Origin of the sequence: Streptomyces sp. NPDC058751, from assembly GCF_042746485.1 — a bacterium.
GTDB lineage: Bacteria > Actinomycetota > Actinomycetes > Streptomycetales > Streptomycetaceae > Streptomyces.
Map to the genome: position 1 here is coordinate 1 of NZ_JBHYPZ010000006.1, position 21180 is coordinate 21180.

A 21180-nucleotide genomic window follows, 5' to 3' on the forward strand; every position below is an offset into this window, starting at 1 on the left:
GGTTGATAGGCCAGATCTGGAAGCCCGGTAACGGGTGGAGGTGACTGGTACTAATAGGCCGAGGGCTTGTCCTCAGTTGCTCGCGTCCACTGTGTTGGTTCTGAAACCACGAACAACCGTCGTAGCCGTCATGGCCTCGGCTCCGGTTGACAGTTTCATAGAGTTTCGGTGGTCATAGCGTGAGGGAAACGCCCGGTTACATTCCGAACCCGGAAGCTAAGCCTCACAGCGCCGATGGTACTGCAGGGGGGACCCTGTGGGAGAGTAGGACGCCGCCGAACAAATTTTAGAGAGCTGGTCCCCGAACTTCGGTTCGGGGACCAGCTCTTTTTCGTTTGGTTTCACTTGAAGTTCACGTTGCGCGACCAACCTCTCCATCATGAGTACTGCTGCAATGCTCAGGGCCGCGGGTGTCGGAGCCGGTGACGAGGTCGTCGTTCCGGCCTTCGGGAACGTGGAAGTCGCCGAAGCCGTCACCCGGGCCGGCGCAACGGTCGTCTTCGCCGACATAGACCCGGTGACGTATTGCCTCGACCCTGACGCGGTGGAAGCGGTCGTAACTCCCCGGACGGCGGCGCTCGTCGTCGTGCACCGCTTCGGGCGGACGGCCGACATGGCGCGGCTGCGGGAGCTGGGGCAGCGGCATGAAGTCCTGGTGCTGGAACAGGGTGAGTCCGAGGCGCCGTACGACGAGATCGCGCAGCGCAGGGAGCGGGCCGCCTACCTCGACGGCCGGCTCAGGGGCGTACGCACACCGCTCAGCGGCGACGGACACACCTACCAGCAGTACGTCGTACGGGTGCCCGGCAACGGGCGTCCGGACCGCGACGCCTTCGCTCGTGCCGTACGGGCCAGGGGAGTCGAGTGCCGGGTGCCGGTGAAGACGCCGGTGCACCGCATGCCCGGGTTCCGTCGCGACGTACAGCTTCCCGAGACCGAGCGGGCCGCCGACGAGACCCTTTCGCTGCCCGTGGACGGGACGTTGACCAAGCGCGAGATGCAGCGGATCGTCTCCGCCTGCAACGCGCTCGGCGGGCTGCTGCAACCGGCCTTCTGATCAGGGCCGGACTGGTTGGGAGCACGGCCCAATTCAGGGTATGATCTCTCTTGTTGGCGCGAGGGAAACCTCGAAAGCGACAGGCCCCCCTAGCTCAGTCGGCAGAGCGTCTCCATGGTAAGGAGAAGGTCAACGGTTCGATTCCGTTGGGGGGCTCAGAAAGAAAGGCCTCCGCCCTTGTGGGCGGGGGCCTTTCGCATGTCCTGGGTCGGACGGAACCCGGCTCCCGGGAGACAGGTCCCGGGAGCGTCGGTCGTCGGGTCAGTCCGTGGGGAGGCCGGGGACGCGCATCGCCAGGATCGCCATGTCGTCCGACGGGGCGTCGGAGGCGAAGCGTTCGACCGCGCGCATGATGCGCGCGGCGACCGCGCCGGCCGTCAGCCCCGTGCACGTGGTGAGGACGTCCGCGAGGCCGTCGTCGCCGAGCATGCGGGTGCCCTCGCGCCGCTCCGTGACGCCGTCCGTCACGCACAGCAGGACGTCGCCCGGATCGAGCGTCACCCGCTGCTCGTACAGCTCCAGGTCGTCCATGACACCGAGGAGCGGCTGCGGTTCGGCGGCCGGCTCGACCGTGCCGTCCTGGCGCAGGCGCAACGGGAGCGGATGGCCGGCGCAGACGACCTTCAGGACGGCGCTCCCGTCCTCCTGGGGCCACAACTCGCCGTAGAGGAGCGTCAGGAAGCGGCTGCGGGCGCCCTCGTCGAGGATCGCGGAGTTCAGCCGCTCCAGGACCGCGGGGCCGTCGTAACCCTCGCGGGCCAGCAGGCGCAGTGCGTGCCGGGCCAGACCGGTGACCGCCGCCGCCTCCGGGCCCGTACCGCAGACGTCGCCGATGGCGAAGCCGTACGCGCCGTCACGGATCGGGAAGAGGTCGTAGAAGTCGCCGCCGACCTCGTTGCCCTCGCCGGCCGCGCGGTAGATGACCTCGACCTCGACGCCCTCGATCTGGGGGAGTTCCGGGGGCAGGAGGCTGCGCTGGAGGGACTGGCTGATGGCCGTGCGCTCCGAGTACAGGCGGGCGTTGTCCAGGGCGAGGGCCGCTCGCCGGGAGAGGTCCTCGGCCAACTCCAGGATCTCCTGGCGGAAATGCTCGTCCGAGGGCTTGCCGAGGGTCAGCATGCCGATGACACGGTTGCGGGCGACCAGGGGAAGGACGACGGTCTCGCCGCCGACCGCCGCGGCCGTCGCCAGCGTCGGGCCGATGCCCGAGCCCATCGACGGCTGCCCGCCGAGGCCCAGGCTGCGCATGGAGGTCCGCAGGGCGGCGTCGTGGGCGGCCGCCGCCGGAGCCGACCAGACACGGGCGCCCGGGGTGGGCACCGGGTCCGGCGGGGCGATCTTCGACAGCAACGCCTTGAGGCCGTCGATGAGTTCCTCGTCCTCGTGCAGGACGTACGAGAGGTAGGGGTCGGAAGCCTGGTCGGCGATCGTGTACACGGCGCACCAGGTGGCCAGGGTCGGGACCGTCATCTGGGCCATGAGGGCGAGCGTCTGGTCGCGGTCCAGGGTGCCTGCGAGCAGGTCGGACGCCTCGACGAGGAACGACAGCGAACCGCGGCGCAGACGTTCCAGCTCGCCGAGGCGGGCCGACTCCACCGCGAGGGCGATGCGGTCGGCGGCGAACTGGAGGCGCAGGGCCTCCTCGTTGGAGTAGCGTCCCGGCGATTCGGCCGCGACGCCGAGTGAGCCGGTGAGGCGGCCCTCGACCTTCAGCGGGACCGTGACGACCGAGCGCATGCCGGTGCCGCCGAGGAGGGGTACGGCGCCGGGGACGAGGGTCAGGTCCTCGTGGACGGCGGGCATCCGGGCCGAGCCGTAGCGGCCGGGGCCCGCCTCGACGGGGACGCGGGCGAAACGCTGGCGCGCGGAGGGCAGGCCCGTGGAGGCGCGTACCTCCAACTCCGTCTCGTCGTCGGTCGCGAGGAGCAGGAAGGCGGAGTCGCCGTCGAGCATGTCGCGGGCGCGTTCCACCGTGCGCTGGAGGAGGCCGTCGAGGTCGTCCGGGGCCGGGGAGCCGATGAAGACCTCGAACGGGTCGGCGGCCTGGCCCTCCGCGTGGGCGCCCGTGTCGGCGGCGGGTCCGCGCAACGGGGTCTGCAGGACGGCGCGTTCGTGGTCGCGTACGAGGAGGCAGACGGTGGAGGGCTCGCCGCTCGTGTCACGGACCCGCAGGTGCGAGGCGTACACAGGTGTGACGCGGCCGTCGGCGCAGCGGACGCCGTAACTGCCTTCCCAGCGCGAGAGTTGGAGGGCTTCGGCGATGCCGGTGCCGGTGCCGGGGGTGTGCGGCCAGGCCGCGAAGTCGGTGAGCGGTTTGCCGGTGACCTGCTCGGCCGAGTACCCGAAGAGCTCCTCGGCGTCCTCGTTCCAGGCGTTGACGGCGCCGGTGCGGTCGATCTGGACGACCGCGACGCGCACGCGGCCGTCGGCCAGGGGGAGGAGGTCGGCGGGGAGGGAGGGGCCGGCGGCGCGGGTGCCGATCACGCGCTCGGGGAGGTCGAGCTGGAACCAGACCCGCTTGTGGGTGGGCGTGTAGTCGACGCCCCAGCGGCGGGCCAGGGCCGCACAGAGCTGGAGGCCGCGGCCGCCCTCGCGGTCGGGGCTGCCCATGTTGACGGCCGTGGCCTGGAGCGGGATCTCGCGTTCCGGGTAGCGGTCCGCCACCTCGACGCGTACGCCGTCGTCGCTGCGCAGACACAGGACGTCGGCGGAGGTGCCCGCGTGGACGACGGCGTTGGTGACCAGCTCGCTGGTCAGAACGACGGCGTCGTCGACGATGTCGGCGAAGCCCCAGCCCTGGAGGGTGTCCCGGACGAACGAGCGGGCGGTCGCGACGGACCGTCCCACGGGTTCGAAACTGGCGGCCGCGCGCGCGGTGATCACTGAACTCCCTGTCCGGTCGTCGGCGGCATGCGGGGTTCCGAGGCCGGCCCGCTCCTGCGTGGGCAGAGTGTGGTGCCCTGTCGGCCGGGGATCCTGGGGTGTCCCCCCGGGATGCAGTCCGGTGGTCATGGTGCGGTGCCCCTCCGATGCCTGCCCGCTCGTACTCGTGCCACCGCCCAGGCCGGACGGGACCGGCACGGCTGGACAGCCGCTTGCAAGGTTACTTACCTTCGCGGCCCCCGCGGATGCGGGTCGCGGGTGTTTCCGTCTTGAAGAGTGCGGTGTTTACGTTCGGGCGGACGCGTGGGAGCGCCTCCGGCCAGGGCCGGAGGATTGTCCCGTGGGTGTGCGGACGATGTGCGAAGCTGCCGAACTGTTATGGCCTGGTTGGGCCGGGGTGAAACACTGGGCAGGTTCCAGGAGAAGGTCCGGGCAGGTCGCACGCCTCCCGCGCACCACGGAGAAGAAGTACCCGAGCAGAAGCAGAAGTGCCGAGTAGAAGTACCCGAGTACGCCGAGCAGTATCGGTCGACCCTTGCGGAGGGACACAGTGGAGTCTGGCGCAGCGACGCGGGGCGGTAGGGCGCGCGCGAAAGGCGGACAGTCCCTGAACAGCGGGCGCACACCGCGCAACGGCACCACCGAGGTGGACACGGCGGCCCTGAACCGGCTGCTGGCGGCCCTGGTGTCGATGAGGGACGGCAACTTCCGCAAGCGGCTCACTGTTTCCGGTGACGGCGTGATGTCCGAGATCTCGGCCGTCTTCAACGAGGTGGCCGACCGGAATCTGCATCTGACGGGTGAACTGTCGCGGGTACGGCGCGTGGTGGGCCGTGAGGGCAAGCTCACGGAGCGGCTGGAGGCGGGCACGGGCGAAGGCGCCTGGGCGGCGGCGATCGACGCGTCGAACGCGCTGGTGGACGATCTCGTACGGCCCGTCTCCGAGGTCGGCCGGGTACTGTCCGCTGTCGCGGAGGGCGACCTGTCGCCCCGCATGGACCTGCGGGCGCAGGCGGCGGACGGGAACGGGCATCCGCTGCGCGGTGAGTTCCTGAAGGTCGGCCGGACCGTCAACAACCTGGTGGACCAGTTGTCGACGTTCACCGACGAGGTCACCCGGGTGGCCAGTGAGGTGGGCACCGAGGGCAAGCTGGGCGGACAGGCCCGGGTCCGCGGTATGTCCGGGTCGTGGAAGGACCTGACGGACTCGGTCAACACGATGGCGTACCGGCTCACCGCTCAGGTGCGTGACATCGCTCTCGTGACCACGGCGGTCGCCAAGGGTGACCTGTCGCGGAAGGTCACCGTCCATGTGGCCGGCGAGATGCTGGAGCTGAAGAACACCGTCAACACGATGGTCGACCAGCTCTCCTCCTTCTCCTCCGAGGTGACACGCGTCGCCCGCGAGGTGGGTACGGAGGGCGAGCTGGGCGGTCAGGCGCAGGTGCCCGGTGTGGCCGGCGTGTGGAAGGACCTCACCGATTCGGTGAACCTCATGGCCGGCAACCTGACGGCCCAGGTGCGCGGGATCGCGCAGGTGACCACGGCCGTCGCGAACGGTGACCTGTCGCAGAAGGTGACCGTCTCCGCACGGGGCGAGGTCGCGCAGCTCGCCGAGACGATCAACCAGATGACGGAGACGCTGCGGACGTTCGCCGACGAGGTCACCCGCGTCGCCAACGAGGTCGGTGGCGAGGGCAGGCTCGGCGGTCAGGCGAACGTGCCGGGGGCGGCGGGAACGTGGAAGGACCTGACGGACTCGGTCAACACGGTCTTCCGGAACCTGACGACGCAGGTGCGTGACATCGCGGCCGTGACGACGGCGGTGGCCAGCGGCGATCTGTCGCAGAAGGTCAGTGTCCAGGTCGCCGGCGAGATGCTGGAGCTGAAGAACACCGTCAACACGATGGTCGACCAGCTCTCGTCGTTCGGTGTCGAGGTCACGCGCGTGGCGCGCGAGGTCGGTGTCGAGGGCGAACTGGGCGGCCAGGCCCAGGTACCGGGAGTGGCGGGCACCTGGAAGGACCTGACGGACTCCGTCAACACGGCGTTCCAGAACCTGACCGGTCAGGTGCGCAACATCGCCCAGGTGACGACGGCGGTCGCCAACGGCGATCTGTCGCAGAAGGTCACCGTCGAGGTGGCCGGCGAGATGCTGGAGCTGAAGGTCACCGTGAACACCATGGTGGACCAGCTGTCCAGCTTCGCCGACCAGGTGACGCGGATGGCCCGGGACGTGGGCACGGAGGGCCGGCTCGGCGGTCAGGCCCGGGTGGACGGGGTGTCCGGCACCTGGAAGGAACTCACGGACTCCGTCAACTTCATGGCGGGGAACCTCACTTCGCAGGTGCGGCAGATCGCCCAGGTGACCACGGCGGTGGCGCGCGGTGACCTGTCGCAGAAGATCGACGTGGACGCGCGCGGCGAGATCCTGGAGCTGAAGAACACCATCAACACGATGGTGGACCAGCTCTCCGCGTTCGCCGACCAGGTGACGCGGGTGGCCCGGGACGTGGGTACGGAGGGCCGGCTCGGCGGTCAGGCGCAGGTGCCCGGCGTCGCCGGTGTGTGGCGCGACCTGACCGACTCGGTGAACGGCATGGCCGGCAACCTCACCGCCCAGGTGCGCAACATCGCGCAGGTCGCGACCGCGGTGGCGCGCGGTGACCTGTCGCAGAAGATCGACGTGGACGCGCGCGGCGAGATCCTGGAGCTGAAGAACACCCTCAACACGATGGTGGACCAGCTCTCGAACTTCGCCGAGCAGGTGACGCGGGTGGCCCGCGAGGTGGGCACCGAGGGAATCCTCGGCGGCCAGGCCGAGGTGCAGGGTGTCTCGGGCACCTGGAAGGACCTCACCCAGTCCGTGAACTTCATGGCCAACAACCTGACCAGCCAGGTGCGCAACATCGCCGAGGTCACGACCGCGGTCGCCATGGGCGACCTGTCCAAGAAGATCACCGTCGACGCCCGGGGCGAGATCCTCGAACTGGTCACCACCGTCAACACGATGGTGGACCAGCTGTCGTCGTTCGCCGAGCAGGTGACCCGGGTGGCCCGCGAGGTGGGCACCGAGGGAATCCTCGGCGGCCAGGCGCGGGTGCCCGGCGTCACGGGCATCTGGAAGGACCTGAGCGACAACGTCAACCTGATGGCCTACAACCTGACCATGCAGGTGCGGAACATCTCGCAGGTGGCGGCGGCCGTCGCCAACGGAGACCTGACCCGCACGGTGACGATCGAGGCGCGCGGTGAGGTCGCTCAGCTCGCCGACACGTTCAACACCATGGTGAAGACGCTGAGTTCGTTCGCCGAGCAGGTCACCAAGGTGGCCCGCGAGGTGGGTACGGACGGCATCCTCGGCGGCCAGGCGCACGTCCCGGGAGTCGCGGGGACGTGGAAGGACCTCACCGAGTCGGTGAACGGGATGGCGTCCAACCTGACCGGCCAGGTGCGCAACATCGCGATGGTCACCACGGCCATCGCCAAGGGCGATCTGACCAAGAAGATCGACATCGACGCGCGCGGCGAGATCCTGGAGCTCAAGACCACCATCAACACGATGGTCGACCAGCTCTCGTCGTTCGCGGAGGAGGTCACCCGGGTCGCCCGTGAGGTGGGCACGGAGGGGCAGCTGGGCGGTCAGGCGCGGGTCCGTGACGTCGACGGCACCTGGCGCGACCTGACCGAGTCGGTGAACGAGATGGCCGGGAACCTGACCCGGCAGGTGCGTGCCATCGCGCGCGTGGCGACCGCGGTCACCCGCGGCGACCTGAACCTGAAGATCGACGTGGACGCCTCCGGTGAGATCCAGGAACTCCAGGACTACATCAACAAGATGATCGCCAACCTGCGCGACACCACGATCGCCAACAAGGAGCAGGACTGGCTGAAGGGCAACCTCGCCCGCATCTCCGCGCTGATGCAGGGCCGCCGCGACCTCGACGACGTGGCCTCGCTGATCATGAGCGAGCTGACGCCGGTCGTCTCGGCCCAGCACGGCGCGTTCTTCCTCTCGATGCCGCTGGTCGACGGCAAGGACGCGGGCACCGAGGACGAGGAGGCGTACGAGCTGCGCATGCTCGGGTCGTACGGTTACTCGATGGGCTCCATGCCGACGTCGTTCCGGCCCGGTGAGGCGCTGATCGGGACGGCCGCGCAGGAGAAGCGCACGATCCTCGTGGAGAGCGCGCCGAGCGGCTACCTGAAGATCTCCTCCGGGCTCGGCGAGGCGCCTCCGGCCCAGGTCATCGTGCTTCCGGTGCTCTTCGAGGGAACCGTGCTCGGTGTCATCGAGCTGGCGTCGTTCACGCCGTTCACGCAGATCCAGAAGGACTTCCTGAACCAGATCGCGGAGATGATCGCGACGAGCGTCAACACCATCTCGGTCAACACCAAGACGGAGGTGCTGCTGCGGCAGTCGCAGGAGCTCACCGAGCAGCTGCGGGAACGTTCCGCGGAGCTGGAGAACCGGCAGAAGGCGCTCCAGGACTCGAACGCGGAACTGGAGGACAAGGCCGAGCTGCTGGCCCAGCAGAACCGCGACATCGAGGTCAAGAACACCGAGATCGAGGAGGCGCGGCAGGTCCTGGAGGAGCGCGCCGAGCAACTCGCGGTCTCCATGCGCTACAAGAGCGAGTTCCTGGCGAACATGTCGCACGAGCTGCGGACGCCGCTCAACTCGCTGCTGATCCTCGCCAAGCTGCTCGCCGACAACGCGGACACGAACCTCACGCCGAAGCAGGTCGAGTTCGCCGAGACGATCCACGGCGCGGGTTCCGACCTGCTCCAGCTCATCAACGACATCCTCGACCTGTCGAAGGTCGAGGCGGGCAAGATGGACGTGTCGCCGACCCGTATCGCGCTCGTCCAGCTCGTCGACTACGTGGAGGCGACGTTCCGTCCGCTGACCGCGGAGAAGGGGCTCGACTTCTCCGTACGGGTCTCGCCGGAGCTGCCCGCCACGCTGCACACCGACGAGCAGCGGCTCCTCCAGGTGCTGCGCAACCTGCTCTCCAACGCGGTGAAGTTCACCGACTCCGGGGCGGTCGAGCTGGTGATCAGGCCCGCCGGGGCGGACGCGCCGGTGGCCATCAGGGAACAGCTCCTGGAGTCGGGGGCGCTGCGGGACGCGGACGCCGACCTGATCGCGTTCTCCGTGACCGACACCGGCATCGGGATCGCGGCCAGCAAGATGCGGGTGATCTTCGAGGCGTTCAAGCAGGCGGACGGCACGACGAGCCGCAAGTACGGCGGCACGGGGCTCGGGCTCTCCATCTCGCGGGAGATCGCGCGGCTGCTCGGCGGCGAGATCTACGCCCAGAGCGAGCCGGGGCGCGGCTCCACCTTCACCCTGTACCTGCCGCTGCACCCGAGCGAACTGCCGCCGCAGGGCTACGGACAGCTCGCGCCGGCGATGGAGGCGGGGGAGCTGCTGGCCTCCGAGGGCGAGCTGCACAGCATCGGGATGCCGGCCGAGGTGAAGTCGTACCAGGACGCCCAGAACGGGCCCGCCGCGCTGTTCAGGAGGCGCCGCAGGACGCTGCCGGCGGCCGAGCAGCGAGCGGACGTCTCCGGGCAGCAGGACGGCGGTGACGGCGCCGCCCAGGAGGCGTGGGCGACCGCGGGGCAGCAGGACGCGGGACCGCGGCAGGGCCGGGGCGTCCGCTTCGAGGGCGAGAAGGTGCTGATCGTCGACGACGACATCCGCAACGTCTTCGCGCTGACCAGCGTCCTCGAGCAGCACGGGCTGTCGGTGCTGTACGCCGAGAACGGCCGCGAGGGCATCGAGGTCCTGGAGCAGCACGACGACGTGACGGTCGTTCTGATGGACATCATGATGCCCGAGATGGACGGCTACGCCACGACCACGGCGATCCGGCGGATGCCGCAGTTCGCGGGGCTGCCGATCATCGCGCTCACGGCGAAGGCCATGAAGGGCGACCGGGAGAAGGCGATCGAGTCGGGTGCCTCCGACTACGTGACCAAGCCCGTCGATCCCGATCATCTGCTGTCGGTGATGGCGCAGTGGATGCGCGAGGGGTGACACACTGGGGGGAGTGACCCGGGTCGTCACGGTGTGTCCGTCGTCGGAGCACCGTGCGGCACGGCCGTTCGCGCGGCCCGGCCTCGGATGACTGACTGTGCCCGAAACCGTGTAGAAGCCCGGGATACGGGGAACCTTCTGGTCTCCTGCCGCGTTTCTGCTACGTGCACAGTGACATCACGGTGACAGGGTGTGGCGACGGGCGGGGTACGGCTAGCATGACCGGCACAAGGACGGGCGGCGCAAGGGAGTCGTCCCCCGGGGCGGCGCCAGGCGCTTCCCCAAGTCCTGCGGACAGGGGAGGCCCCATGCCGGGGCGAGGAGGGCGGGCCATGGTGCAGAAGGCCAAGATCCTCCTGGTCGATGACCGGCCGGAGAATCTGTTGGCGCTGGAGGCGATCCTCTCCGCGCTCGATCAGACACTGGTACGGGCATCGTCCGGGGAGGAAGCGCTCAAAGCGCTGCTCACGGACGACTTCGCGGTCATTCTGCTGGACGTTCAGATGCCCGGCATGGACGGATTCGAGACCGCCGCGCACATCAAGCGGCGTGAGCGGACCCGGGACATCCCGATCATCTTCCTCACCGCCATCAACCACGGCCCCCACCACACCTTCCGGGGGTACGCGGCCGGCGCGGTGGACTACATCTCCAAGCCCTTCGACCCGTGGGTGCTGCGCGCGAAGGTCTCGGTGTTCGTCGAGCTCTACATGAAGAACTGCCAACTCCGTGAGCAGGCGGCTCTGTTGCGGCTCCAGCTGGAGGGCGGCGGCAAGGCGGCGCTCGGTGAGGCCAAGGAGCCCGCCGGACTCCTCGCCGAACTCTCCGCGCGGCTCGCGGCCGTCGAGGAGCAGGCCGAGGCGCTGTCCAAGCAGCTCGACGACGACTCCGCGGACGCGGCGGCGGTGGCGACCGCGGCTCATCTCGAGCGCAAACTCACCGGACTGCGCAGGGCGCTGGACGCCCTGGAGCCGGGCACGGGGAGCGGGGCACCGTCGGTGCCGTCGCAGAGCTGAGGTTTGTGCGAGCGGGTCCGGGCGGACCCGCCGGGCCTTGAGGAAGCGTCAGTTCCGCTCCCTGCGAGGGCGACACGATCGGGTGAAGCACTGGGCACACGTGTCCGCTGTCGTCTCCACCGGTAACCTCACACACATGGCCTCACGTCAGTCCGCAGCCAAGAAGCCGCCCGCGAAGAAGGCGGGCGCTCCGACGAAGGCTCCGGCGAAGAAGGCCCCGGCGAAAAAGGCCCCCGCGAAGAAGGCGGTCGCGGGCAAGGCGCCCGCCAAGAGGGCCCCGGCGCAGAAGCCCGCTCCCGCGCCGGCGCCCAACCCGACCGCGGGCGTGTACAGACTCGTACGCGCCCTGTGGCTGGGCATCGCCCATGCCGTAGGGGCCACCTTCCGCGGGATAGGGCGCGGCGCCAAGGGGCTCGACCCGGCGCACCGCAAGGACGGGCTCGCGCTCCTGCTCATCGGTCTCATGCTGATCGTCGCAGCGGGTACGTGGTCCAATCTGCGCGGTCCCGTGGGCGACCTCGTCGAGATGCTGGTCACCGGTACCTTCGGCCGCCTCGACCTCCTCGTCCCGATACTCCTGGCCGTGATCGCGGCCAGGCTCATCAGGCACCCCGAGCAGCCCGACGCCAACGGCCGGATCGTGATCGGTCTGTCGGCGCTCGTGATCGGTGTCCTCGGGCAGGTGCACGTCGCGTGCGGATCGCCGGCGCGCAGCGACGGGATGCAGGCGATAAGGGACGCGGGCGGGCTCATCGGCTGGGGAGCGGCCACCCCGCTGACGTACGCGATGGGCGAGGTCCTGGCCGTACCGCTCCTGGTGCTGCTCACGGTCTTCGGTCTGCTGGTCGTCACGGCGACCCCGGTCAACGCGATCCCCCAGCGGCTGCGGCTGCTCGGGCAGAGGCTCGGCATCGTCCAGGCCGACTCCGACGCGGACCTGCCCGGCGAGGACGACGAGTGCTACGACGAGCAGTGGCGCGAGGGGATCGCCGGGCGCTCCGGCGGGCGTTCGCGCGCCCCCGGGACGTACGGTCCCGAGGGCGCCGAGCAGGAGGCGCTCACCCGCAGGGGCCGCCCCCGGCGGCCCGGCGCGCAGCAGCCCGACATGAACCGGCCGATGGACGCCGTGGACGTCGCCGCGGCCGCCGCCGCGGCGCTGGACGGCGCCGTGCTGCACGGGATGCCGCCCTCGCCCCTGGTCGCCGACCTGACGCAGGGCGTCGCCGTCGAGCGTGACGGGTACGAGGAGACGACGCCGGTACCGGCCGCCCGGGCCAAGGCCGTACCGGGCGCCAAGCGGCCCAGGCAGGAAGTCCTGCCGGCCGAGTCGGCCGTGCCCGACCTCACCAAGGCCGCGCCCGACGCCCCGCGCGAGCTGCCCCCGCGCGCGGAGCAGCTCCAGCTCTCCGGGGACATCACCTACGCGCTGCCCTCCCTCGACCTCCTGGAGCGCGGCGGCCCCGGCAAGACCCGCAGCGCCGCCAACGACACGGTCGTCGACTCCCTGCGCCAGGTCTTCGCCGAGTTCAAGGTGGACGCCGACGTCACGGGCTTCACCCGCGGACCGACGGTCACGCGGTACGAGGTCACGCTCGGCCCCGCCGTGAAGGTCGAGCGGATCACCGCGCTCACCAAGAACATCGCGTACGCGGTCGCCAGCCCCGACGTGCGGATCATCAGCCCGATCCCCGGCAAGTCCGCGGTCGGCATCGAGATCCCCAACACCGACCGCGAGATGGTCAACCTCGGTGACGTGCTGCGCCTCGCGGACGCGGCGGAGGACGACCACCCGATGCTGGTCGCGCTCGGCAAGGACGTCGAGGGCGGCTACGTGATGGCCAACCTGGCGAAGATGCCGCACGTCCTCGTCGCCGGGGCCACCGGCTCCGGCAAGTCGTCCTGCATCAACTGCCTGATCACCTCGATCATGGTCCGGGCGACCCCCGAGGACGTGCGGATGGTCCTCGTGGACCCCAAACGCGTCGAACTGACCGCGTACGAGGGCATCCCGCACCTGATCACGCCGATCATCACCAACCCGAAGCGGGCCGCCGAGGCGCTGCAGTGGGTCGTACGGGAGATGGACCTGCGCTACGACGACCTCGCGGCGTTCGGGTTCCGGCACATCGACGACTTCAACGAGGCCATCAGGAACGGCAAGGTCAAGCTGCCCGAGGGCAGTGAGCGCGAGCTGACCCCGTACCCGTACCTGCTGGTGATCGTCGACGAGCTCGCCGACCTGATGATGGTCGCCCCGCGCGACGTCGAGGACTCGATCGTGCGCATCACCCAGCTCGCGCGTGCCGCCGGCATCCACCTGGTGCTCGCCACGCAGCGGCCGTCCGTCGACGTCGTCACCGGTCTGATCAAGGCGAACGTGCCCTCCCGGCTCGCCTTCGCCACCTCGTCCCTCGCGGACTCGCGGGTCATCCTCGACCAGCCCGGTGCCGAGAAGCTCATCGGCAAGGGCGACGGGCTCTTCCTGCCGATGGGGGCCAACAAGCCGACGCGCATGCAGGGCGCCTTCGTCACCGAGGACGAGGTCGCGGCGATCGTGCGGCACTGCAAGGACCAGATGGCGCCCGTCTTCCGGGACGACGTCACCGTGGAGACCAAGCAGAAGAAGGAGGTCGACGAGGACATCGGCGACGACCTCGACCTGCTGTGCGCGGCCGCCGAACTGGTCGTCTCCACGCAGTTCGGGTCCACCTCGATGCTCCAGCGCAAGCTGCGCGTGGGCTTCGCCAAGGCCGGCCGGCTCATGGACCTCATGGAGTCGCGCGGGATCGTCGGGCCCAGCGAGGGTTCCAAGGCGCGTGACGTCCTGGTGAAGGCCGACGAGCTGGACGGGGTGTTGGCCGTGATGCGCGGGGAAGCAGAAGCGTAGAACCCCGGCGAGGGGGGACGGGACGGCCGGTGACGGCGCGGTGAGCGCGGGGCGGCCGCTCAGTGAGCGGCCGTGTTGTCGGGTGAATGGCGGAACGTCATGTTCCGCACTCGGCTGATATGTGAATGTGACTCACCCGTAAGGAGTCGGTGGGCAACCGTTTCGCCTTGTCGCACGTCAAGTTGTGCGAAGGGACGTCACCATGTCCCTATATCAGGATGACCGGCCATTCTGATGGCGTACAAAGTCCCACCGCCCGGTTGCCCCACCCTTTCGTACCCCCCCTAGACTGAACCTCCAGCACAGGTGGCTACACGCTCGAAAGGCGCCCCCGTGTCCATCGCCAACTCACCTGACGGCAACTCCCCCGAAGACGAGCGTCCGTTCGAAGACGACCCTACGGCTGAGCGGCCCTCGATCGGCCGTGCCCTTCAGAAGGCACGCATCGAGGCCCGTCTGACCGTCGACGACGTCAGCAACGCCACCCGCGTCCGCATCACGATCATCCACGCCATCGAACAGAACGACTTCGCCCCCTGTGGCGGAGACGTCTACGCTCGCGGGCACATCCGGACCCTGGCCCGGGCCGTCCACCTCGATCCGGCTCCGCTGCTCGCGCAGTACGACGCCGAACACGGCGGACGTCCCGCGCCCACGCCCGCCGCCCCGCTGTTCGAGGCGGAACGCATCCGTCCCGAGCGCCGCGGGCCGAACTGGACGGCCGCCATGGTCGCCGCGATCGTCGCGGTGATCGGCTTCGCCGGGTTCACCATGGTCAAGGGCGGCGGCGACGGCGACGACTCGAAGACCCAGGTCGCCGAGGGGTCCACGCCGATCACCACCAAGAAGTCCGCGGCCCCGTCCGCGACCGCCACCAAGCCCGCCGACCCGAAGCCCGAACCGTCCGACAGTGCCATCGCGGCCGCTCCGCAGGACAAGGTGACCGTGCAGGTCAGCGCCGCGGACGGACGCAGCTGGATCTCCGCCAAGGACCACAACGGGCGGATGCTCTTCGACGGGCTGCTGAAGCAGGGCGAGTCCAAGACCTTCCAGGACAGCTCCAAGATCAACCTCATCCTCGGCGACGCCGGAGCCATCCAGCTGTTCGTCAACGGCAAGAAGATCGAGGATCAGTTCCAGCCGGGCGCGGTGGAGCGTCTGACGTACACGAAGGGTGACCCGCAGGTCGGATAGGGGTCACCGGCAGCACACCGTCGACGGGGTTGGCCAAGATCGGCCAACCCCGTCGACATTGGCTCTCGGCCAGACAAAGTAGTCTTGAGCCCATGCCTGAACGCCGTACCGTCGCACTCGTCACCCTTGGCTGCGCCCGTAACGAGGTGGACTCGGAGGAGCTCGCAGGCCGCTTGGAGGCGGACGGCTGGCAACTCGTCGAGGACGCCGAGCAAGCGGACGTCGCCGTCGTCAACACCTGTGGGTTCGTCGAAGCCGCCAAGAAGGACTCCGTCGACGCCCTCCTCGAAGCCAATGACCTCAAGGGCCACGGCAGAACCCAGGCCGTGGTCGCGGTGGGCTGCATGGCCGAGCGGTACGGCAAGGAACTCGCCGACGCGCTCCCCGAGGCCGACGGAGTACTCGGCTTCGACGACTACGCCGACATCTCCGACCGCCTCCAGACCATCCTCAACGGCGGCATCCACGCCTCCCACACCCCGCGCGACCGGCGCAAGCTGCTGCCGATCAGCCCGGCCGAGCGGCAGAGCGCCGGCGAGGAAGTGGCCCTTCCCGGCCACGGCGCGCCCACCGACCTCCCCGAGGGCGTCGCCCCGGTCTCCGGCCCCCGCGCGCCCCTGCGCCGCCGTCTGGACGAATCCCCGGTCGCCTCGGTGAAGCTGGCCTCCGGCTGCGACCGCCGCTGCACGTTCTGCGCCATCCCCTCCTTCCGCGGCTCGTTCATCTCGCGCCGCCCCAGCGACGTCCTGAACGAGGTCCGCTGGCTCGCCGAACAGGGCGTCAAGGAGGTGATGCTCGTCTCCGAGAACAACACCTCGTACGGCAAGGACCTGGGCGACATCCGTCTCCTGGAGACGATGCTCCCCGAGCTGGCCGAGATCGACGGCATCGAGCGCGTGCGGGTCAGCTACCTCCAGCCCGCCGAGATGCGTCCCGGACTCATCGACGTCCTGACCTCGACACCGAACGTCGTGCCCTACTTCGACCTGTCCTTCCAGCACTCGGCGCCCGACGTGCTGCGCTCGATGCGCCGCTTCGGCGACACCGACCGGTTCCTGGAGCTGCTCGACACCATCCGGGCGAAGGCCCCGGGGGCCGGTGTGCGCTCCAACTTCATCGTGGGCTTCCCCGGCGAGAGCGAGGCGGACCTCGCCGAGCTGGAGCGCTTCCTCACCGGCGCCCGCCTCGACGCGATCGGTGTCTTCGGGTACTCCGACGAGGAGGGCACCGAAGCGGCGACGTACGAGAACAAGCTGGACGAGGACGTCGTGGCCGAGCGCCTCGCACGGGTGTCCCGGCTCGCCGAGGAACTGGTCGCCCAGCGCGCGGAGGAGCGCGTGGGCGAGACCGTGTACGTCCTGGTCGAGGGCGTCGACGACGAGGACGGCGCGTACGGCCGGGCCGCCCACCAGGCGCCGGAGACGGACGGCCAGGTCCTCTTCACGAGCGGCGAGGGTCTGACCGTCGGCCGTATCGTCGAGGCCAAGGTGGTCGGTACGGAAGGTGTCGACCTGGTGGCCGAGCCGCTCCCGGGCTCGCTCGAGTGCGCTGAGGAGGCGGCCAGATGACCGGAGCGCCGGCATCCGCGGCAGGCGGCTCCCCGGGCGCCAAAGGCGCGACGGGCGCTCCCGGCGCTCCTGGCGCATCCGGTGCTCCGGGCGCCCCCGACACTTCGGGCGCATCCGGAGCCCAGGGCGCGTCCGGCGCCCCGGAAGGTCCGAGGACGCCTCGCGGCGGGAAGCTGGGCGCAGCGGCCGTCAACCAGGCCAGCCTGTGGAACATCGCCAACATCCTGACCATGATCCGGCTCGTCCTCGTGCCGGGCTTCGTGGTGCTGATGCTGGCCGACGGCGGATACGACCCCGCCATGCGCGCCTGGGCCTGGGCGGCCTTCGCCGTCGCCATGATCACCGACATCTTCGACGGTCACCTGGCGCGCACGTACAACCTCGTCACCGACTTCGGGAAGATCGCCGACCCCATCGCCGACAAGGCGATCATGGGCGCGGCGCTGGTCTGCCTGTCCGGCCTCGGTGACCTGCCCTGGTGGGTCACCTTCGTGATCCTGGGACGGGAACTCGGCGTCACCCTGCTGCGCTTCGTCGTGATCCGCTACGGAGTCATCCCGGCGAGCCGCGGCGGCAAGCTGAAGACGCTGGCCCAGGGCACGGCGGTCGGCATGTACATCCTGCCGCTCACCGGGGCGCTGGCCACCCTGAGGTTCTGGGTGATGGGCGTCGCGATCGTGCTGACCGTGGTCACCGGGCTCGACTACGTGCGACAGGCCGTGGTGCTGCGCCGCCGCGGAATCGCGGAGCGGCGGGCGGCCGCCGCGGAGGCCGAGCGGTGAGTCCCGCGGCCGCCGAGGTGGTGCGACTACTCACGGTGAGGGGCGAGACGCTCGCCGCCGCCGAGTCGCTCACCGGCGGTCTGGTGGCCGCGGAGATCACCGCGGTTCCGGGTGCCTCGAAGGCGTTCCGGGGCTCGGTGACCGCGTACGCCACCGAACTGAAGCATGAGCTGCTCGGCGTCGACGTCACTCTTCTGGCCGAACGTGGCGCGGTGGACGCGCAGGTCGCGGCGCAGATGGCGGCCGGGGTGCGCGAGGCGCTCGGAGCCGACTGGGGAATCGCGACCACCGGCGTCGCCGGGCCCGACCCTCAGGACGGACAGCCGGTCGGCACGGTCTACGTGGCCGTCCACGGCCCCTTCGAAGAGGTCTCCGGAACCCCCCGCGGCGGGAAAGTGGTGCCGCTGCGGTTGAACGGCGGCCGGGCGGAAATCCGTATGGAGAGTGTACGCAGCGTACTCGCGCTGCTTCTCCGGGAGCTCGCGGGCGAACAGACCGGGAATGAACGGGCACAGGATACGGAACAGAACGGGGGGTTTTGATGTTTGCAGCCCTGAGTGAACACGACATCGCTCCCCGCACGGCCGCGGCGCGAGGCGGTACGGTGGGGCGTGAAGGATGCGGCTACGCGGTCCGAGGAGGGAGCCACCGATGATTCTGCTCCGTCGCCTGCTGGGTGACGTGCTGCGTCGGCAGCGCCAGCGCCAGGGCCGTACTCTGCGCGAAGTCTCCTCGTCCGCCCGAGTTTCGCTCGGCTATCTCTCCGAGGTGGAGCGGGGGCAGAAGGAGGCTTCCTCCGAACTGCTCTCCGCGATCTGCGACGCGCTGGACGTACGGATGTCCGAGCTCATGCGGGAAGTGAGCGACGAGCTCGCCCTCGCCGAGCTGGCACAGTCGGCTGCGGCCACAGAACCGGTGCCCGCACCGGTGCGTCGCCCGATGCTCAATTCCGTGTCGGTGACCGGTGTGCCACCGGAACGGGTCACGATCAAGGCGCCGGCCGAAGCGGTCGACGTCGTCGCCGCCTGACGGCCCCAGCTCGCGTTCCCTGAGCTGAAGAAGTACCACCGAAGCCCCGGCCGGGGGCTTCCCCGGGGAGACCTGGAGAAGCCGGGCCGGGGCTTTCGCGTTCCCCGGAGTCCGTCGCGGGCCCGTTTGCCGGTATCCGGTGCGGCCTCCATGGTGGAGGGACCCGGCGAAGCCGGTGCCGGCCGTCGTGACCGGTGAGCCGAGGCCGGCCACCGGACCCGTCGTGAATCGGAGGATGCGGATGTACGTCGTGAAGAGCTCCCTGCCCGACGCGGACCTGAAGACCGTCTCCGAGGCGCTCCAGGGCGCCCTGGTCGATCTGCTGGACCTCTCCCTCGTGGCCAAGCAGGTCCACTGGAACGTGGTGGGGCCCCGCTTCCGGTCCGTCCACCTCCAGCTCGACGAGGTCGTGGACATCGCGCGGCTGCACTCCGACACCGTGGCGGAGCGTGCCTCGACCCTGGGTGTCCCGCCGGACGGGAGGGCGGCCACCGTGGCGTCGAGCAGCGGCGTCGGGAACACGCCCGCGGGCTGGATCAAGGACGCCGACGCCGTACGGACGCTCGTCGAGGCGCTCGGCGCGGTGATCGCGCGGATGCGGGAGCGGGTGGCTGTCACCGCGGATCCGGATCCGGTGAGCCAGGACATCCTCATCGCCATCACGGCAGACCTGGAGAAGCATCACTGGATGTTCCAGGCGGAGAACGGGTGAGCGCCCGGGAGCCGCTTCGCCCCGGCCCGCGCCGCGCGGCGCGGGTGTGCTCCGCTCGCGCGTGAGGCCGGCGGTCCGGTGCCGCGCCGGAGGAGGTGCCATGGCGGGGCGAATAGTGCGCCGGGGGGCTTGTGCGGCGCTCGGTGCGCTGTGGTGGTTCGGCGTGCTCCGGCTCGTTCTGGTGCCCGGTGCCGGGGTCCTCGAGGGAGCGGTCGCCGCGGGCGGGTGGGGGCTCAGCCTGCTGCCGGTGCACTGCGTGCCGAAGTCCCGGGCGGCCGGTGCCGTGGGGTCGGACCGATGGCGGCGGCGCCTGCGGGAGACCTGGCGCCGGCGCGGGGGCGGACGGATCACCAGGGCATGGCGACGCCGCCGTTGGGGCGGAGGATCTGGCCCGTGGTGAACGCCGAGGCGTCCGAGGCCAGGTACAGCACGGTGTGGGCGACGTCCTCGGGCTCTCCGACGCGGCCCAGTGGCGACAGGCGTGCCATGAACGCCTCGGTGTGGGCCTGGCGTTCGCCGTGGCGGTCGGTCATGGGGGTGCGGATCCAGCCGGGCGCCACGGCGTTGACGCGGATGCCGTGCGGGCCGACCTCGGTGGCCAGCGTCTTCGTGAGCTGTACGACGGCCGCCTTGGCCGCGCTGTAGCACAGCAGGCCCGGGCCGCCCGAGTCGATGGCGCCCGATGCCATGGTGATGACGCTGCCGCGGACACCGTTCGCGATCATCGAGCGCGCCGCCTCCTGGCAGGCGTACAGGACGCCCTTGAAGTTGACGCTCAGCACCCGGTCCAGATCCTCGTCCAGGGTCTCCAGGACCGGGCTGCTGTGCATGATCCCGGCGACCGCCGCCATGACGTCGACGCGGCCGCACGAGGCGACGGCCCGCTGGAGCCCGGCCCGGTCGGTGACGTCGAGGGGATGGCCGAGCGCGGTGCCGCCCCGCTCCTTGATCAGGGCCGCCGTCTCGTGCAGGCCCGGCTCGTCGCGGTCCGCGCAGTGCACGGTGGCGCCCGCCTCCGCGAGCAGCACCGCCGCCGCGCGGCCGATGCCGCCGGCCGCGCCGGTGACGAAAGCGGTGCGTCCGGTGAGGTCGTACGCGGGGAGACCCATGAGGGGACGGTACGAAGAGATCTGACGGTCCGTCAATTGGTCGCGCGCAGGCTGGCGGACGGACGGGCCGGCGGCGGGGTGGGGCCCGTCTGGCAGCGGGGGCACCAGTACGTGGGGCGCTCGCGGGATCCGTCGCCCTGGTTCCCCGAGCGGATCGACGTCCCGCAGCGCAGACACGGGCGGGGGGCGCGCCCGTACACGAACAGGTTGTGCTCGCGATGCCCGGTGGTGACGCGGACCGGACGGTCCCGGTTGAAATCCAGCAGTTTCCTGGCGAGCACCAGCAGTCGTGCGGCGCGGTCGGCGGGCAGCACGCCGATGGGAAGCCAGGGGGTGACGCCGAGCAGGAAGCACAGCTCGCTCTTGTATATGTTCCCGATGCCGGCGAGGTTGCGCTGGTCCAGGAGGGCTTCGCCGAGGGGGCGGCCGGGGTCGCGCAGGAGGTTCTCCAGGGCTTTGCCCGGGTCCCAGTCGGGGCCCAGGAGGTCGGGCCCGAGATGGCCGACGGCGCGGGCCTCGTCGGTGGTGCGGAACAGTTCCAGCACGGGCAGGCGGTAGCCGACCGCCGTGCGGTCCACCGTGCCGAGGACGGCCCGGATCTGGTGTGCGGGACCTCCGCTCCAGCGCCGGCCGGCCTCGTACACCTTCCACGAACCGTCCATCCGCAGATGCGAGTGCAGCGTCAGGCCGCCCTCGATCCGGGTCAGCAGGTGCTTGCCGCGCGGGGTGACGTCCAGGACGGCGCGGCCGGTGAGGTCGGCCGTGGCGTACCGGGGCACCCGCAGGTCGGAGCGGGTCAGGATCTTGCCCGCGAGGGCGACGTGCAGGCGCCTCGCGGCCTGCCAGACGGTGTCTCCTTCGGGCATGACTCCAGGGTGGCACGCGCGGGGCGGCCGG

The 21180-nt window shown here is 70.3% G+C and carries 14 protein-coding genes, 1 tRNA gene and 1 rRNA gene; 13 read left to right on the plus strand and 3 right to left on the minus strand.

What is annotated here, in order from left to right; genetic code table 11:
- Nucleotides 1-164: 164 nt before the first annotated feature.
- From rrf to ACFW6B_RS07955, 3 genes are all read left to right on the plus strand, one after another.
- A 5S ribosomal RNA gene (gene rrf / locus ACFW6B_RS07945) occupies nt 165-281 on the plus strand.
- A 113-nt stretch (nt 282-394) separates the two neighbouring features.
- Nucleotides 395-1057 (plus strand): DegT/DnrJ/EryC1/StrS family aminotransferase, encoded by a 663-nt coding sequence (locus tag ACFW6B_RS07950; protein ID WP_386593545.1) that lies wholly within the window; start codon nt 395-397, stop codon nt 1055-1057.
- Between the two features lie 83 nt (nt 1058-1140).
- Nucleotides 1141-1213, plus strand: a tRNA-Thr gene (locus tag ACFW6B_RS07955).
- A gap of 105 nt (nt 1214-1318) precedes the next feature.
- On the opposite strand, the gene ACFW6B_RS07960 is transcribed toward ACFW6B_RS07955, so the two are convergent.
- The gene (locus ACFW6B_RS07960; RefSeq protein ID WP_386593198.1) at nt 1319-4069 is read right to left on the minus strand and encodes a SpoIIE family protein phosphatase; all 2751 of its coding nucleotides are present in this window, start codon (nt 4067-4069) and stop codon (nt 1319-1321) included.
- A gap of 421 nt (nt 4070-4490) precedes the next feature.
- Between ACFW6B_RS07960 and ACFW6B_RS07965 the strand changes: the two genes are divergently transcribed.
- From ACFW6B_RS07965 to ACFW6B_RS08010, 10 genes are all read left to right on the plus strand, one after another.
- Complete coding sequence (locus ACFW6B_RS07965) at nt 4491-9986, plus strand: HAMP domain-containing protein (protein ID WP_386593200.1); 5496 nt, start codon at nt 4491-4493, stop codon at nt 9984-9986.
- Nucleotides 9987-10318: 332 nt separating this feature from the next.
- Complete coding sequence (locus ACFW6B_RS07970) at nt 10319-11002, plus strand: two-component system response regulator (protein ID WP_037620357.1); 684 nt, start codon at nt 10319-10321, stop codon at nt 11000-11002.
- Nucleotides 11003-11138: 136 nt separating this feature from the next.
- The gene (locus ACFW6B_RS07975) at nt 11139-13889 is read left to right on the plus strand and encodes a DNA translocase FtsK (protein WP_386593202.1); all 2751 of its coding nucleotides are present in this window, start codon (nt 11139-11141) and stop codon (nt 13887-13889) included.
- 333 nt (nt 13890-14222) lie between these two features.
- Nucleotides 14223-15083 (plus strand): helix-turn-helix domain-containing protein, encoded by an 861-nt coding sequence (locus ACFW6B_RS07980; protein WP_386593204.1) that lies wholly within the window; start codon nt 14223-14225, stop codon nt 15081-15083.
- Between the two features lie 92 nt (nt 15084-15175).
- Entirely contained in the window at nt 15176-16651 is a 1476-nt protein-coding gene (rimO, locus tag ACFW6B_RS07985) for a 30S ribosomal protein S12 methylthiotransferase RimO (RefSeq protein ID WP_386593206.1), read from the plus strand.
- Complete coding sequence (gene pgsA, locus ACFW6B_RS07990) at nt 16648-17433, plus strand: CDP-diacylglycerol--glycerol-3-phosphate 3-phosphatidyltransferase (RefSeq protein WP_386593208.1); 786 nt, start codon at nt 16648-16650, stop codon at nt 17431-17433. The genes rimO and pgsA overlap by 4 nt, the downstream gene beginning before the upstream one ends.
- Entirely contained in the window at nt 17430-17975 is a 546-nt protein-coding gene (locus tag ACFW6B_RS07995; protein WP_386593210.1) for a CinA family protein, read from the plus strand. The genes pgsA and ACFW6B_RS07995 overlap by 4 nt, the downstream gene beginning before the upstream one ends.
- Nucleotides 17976-18084: 109 nt before the next feature.
- Entirely contained in the window at nt 18085-18462 is a 378-nt protein-coding gene (locus ACFW6B_RS08000; RefSeq protein ID WP_037620346.1) for a helix-turn-helix domain-containing protein, read from the plus strand.
- A 241-nt stretch (nt 18463-18703) separates the two neighbouring features.
- Nucleotides 18704-19174, plus strand: coding sequence for a Dps family protein (locus ACFW6B_RS08005; protein ID WP_386593213.1), 471 nt, complete (start codon nt 18704-18706; stop codon nt 19172-19174).
- Nucleotides 19175-19274: 100 nt separating this feature from the next.
- Entirely contained in the window at nt 19275-19574 is a 300-nt protein-coding gene (locus tag ACFW6B_RS08010) for a hypothetical protein (protein ID WP_386593215.1), read from the plus strand.
- Here the strand turns inward: ACFW6B_RS08010 and ACFW6B_RS08015 are convergent.
- Together ACFW6B_RS08015 and ACFW6B_RS08020 are read right to left on the minus strand one after the other, a co-directional pair.
- Nucleotides 19522-20283 (minus strand): SDR family NAD(P)-dependent oxidoreductase, encoded by a 762-nt coding sequence (locus tag ACFW6B_RS08015; RefSeq protein ID WP_386593217.1) that lies wholly within the window; start codon nt 20281-20283, stop codon nt 19522-19524. The genes ACFW6B_RS08010 and ACFW6B_RS08015 overlap by 53 nt on opposite strands.
- A 32-nt stretch (nt 20284-20315) precedes the next feature.
- Complete coding sequence (locus ACFW6B_RS08020) at nt 20316-21149, minus strand: Fpg/Nei family DNA glycosylase (RefSeq protein WP_386593219.1); 834 nt, start codon at nt 21147-21149, stop codon at nt 20316-20318.
- Between the last annotated feature and the right edge of the window lie 31 nt (nt 21150-21180).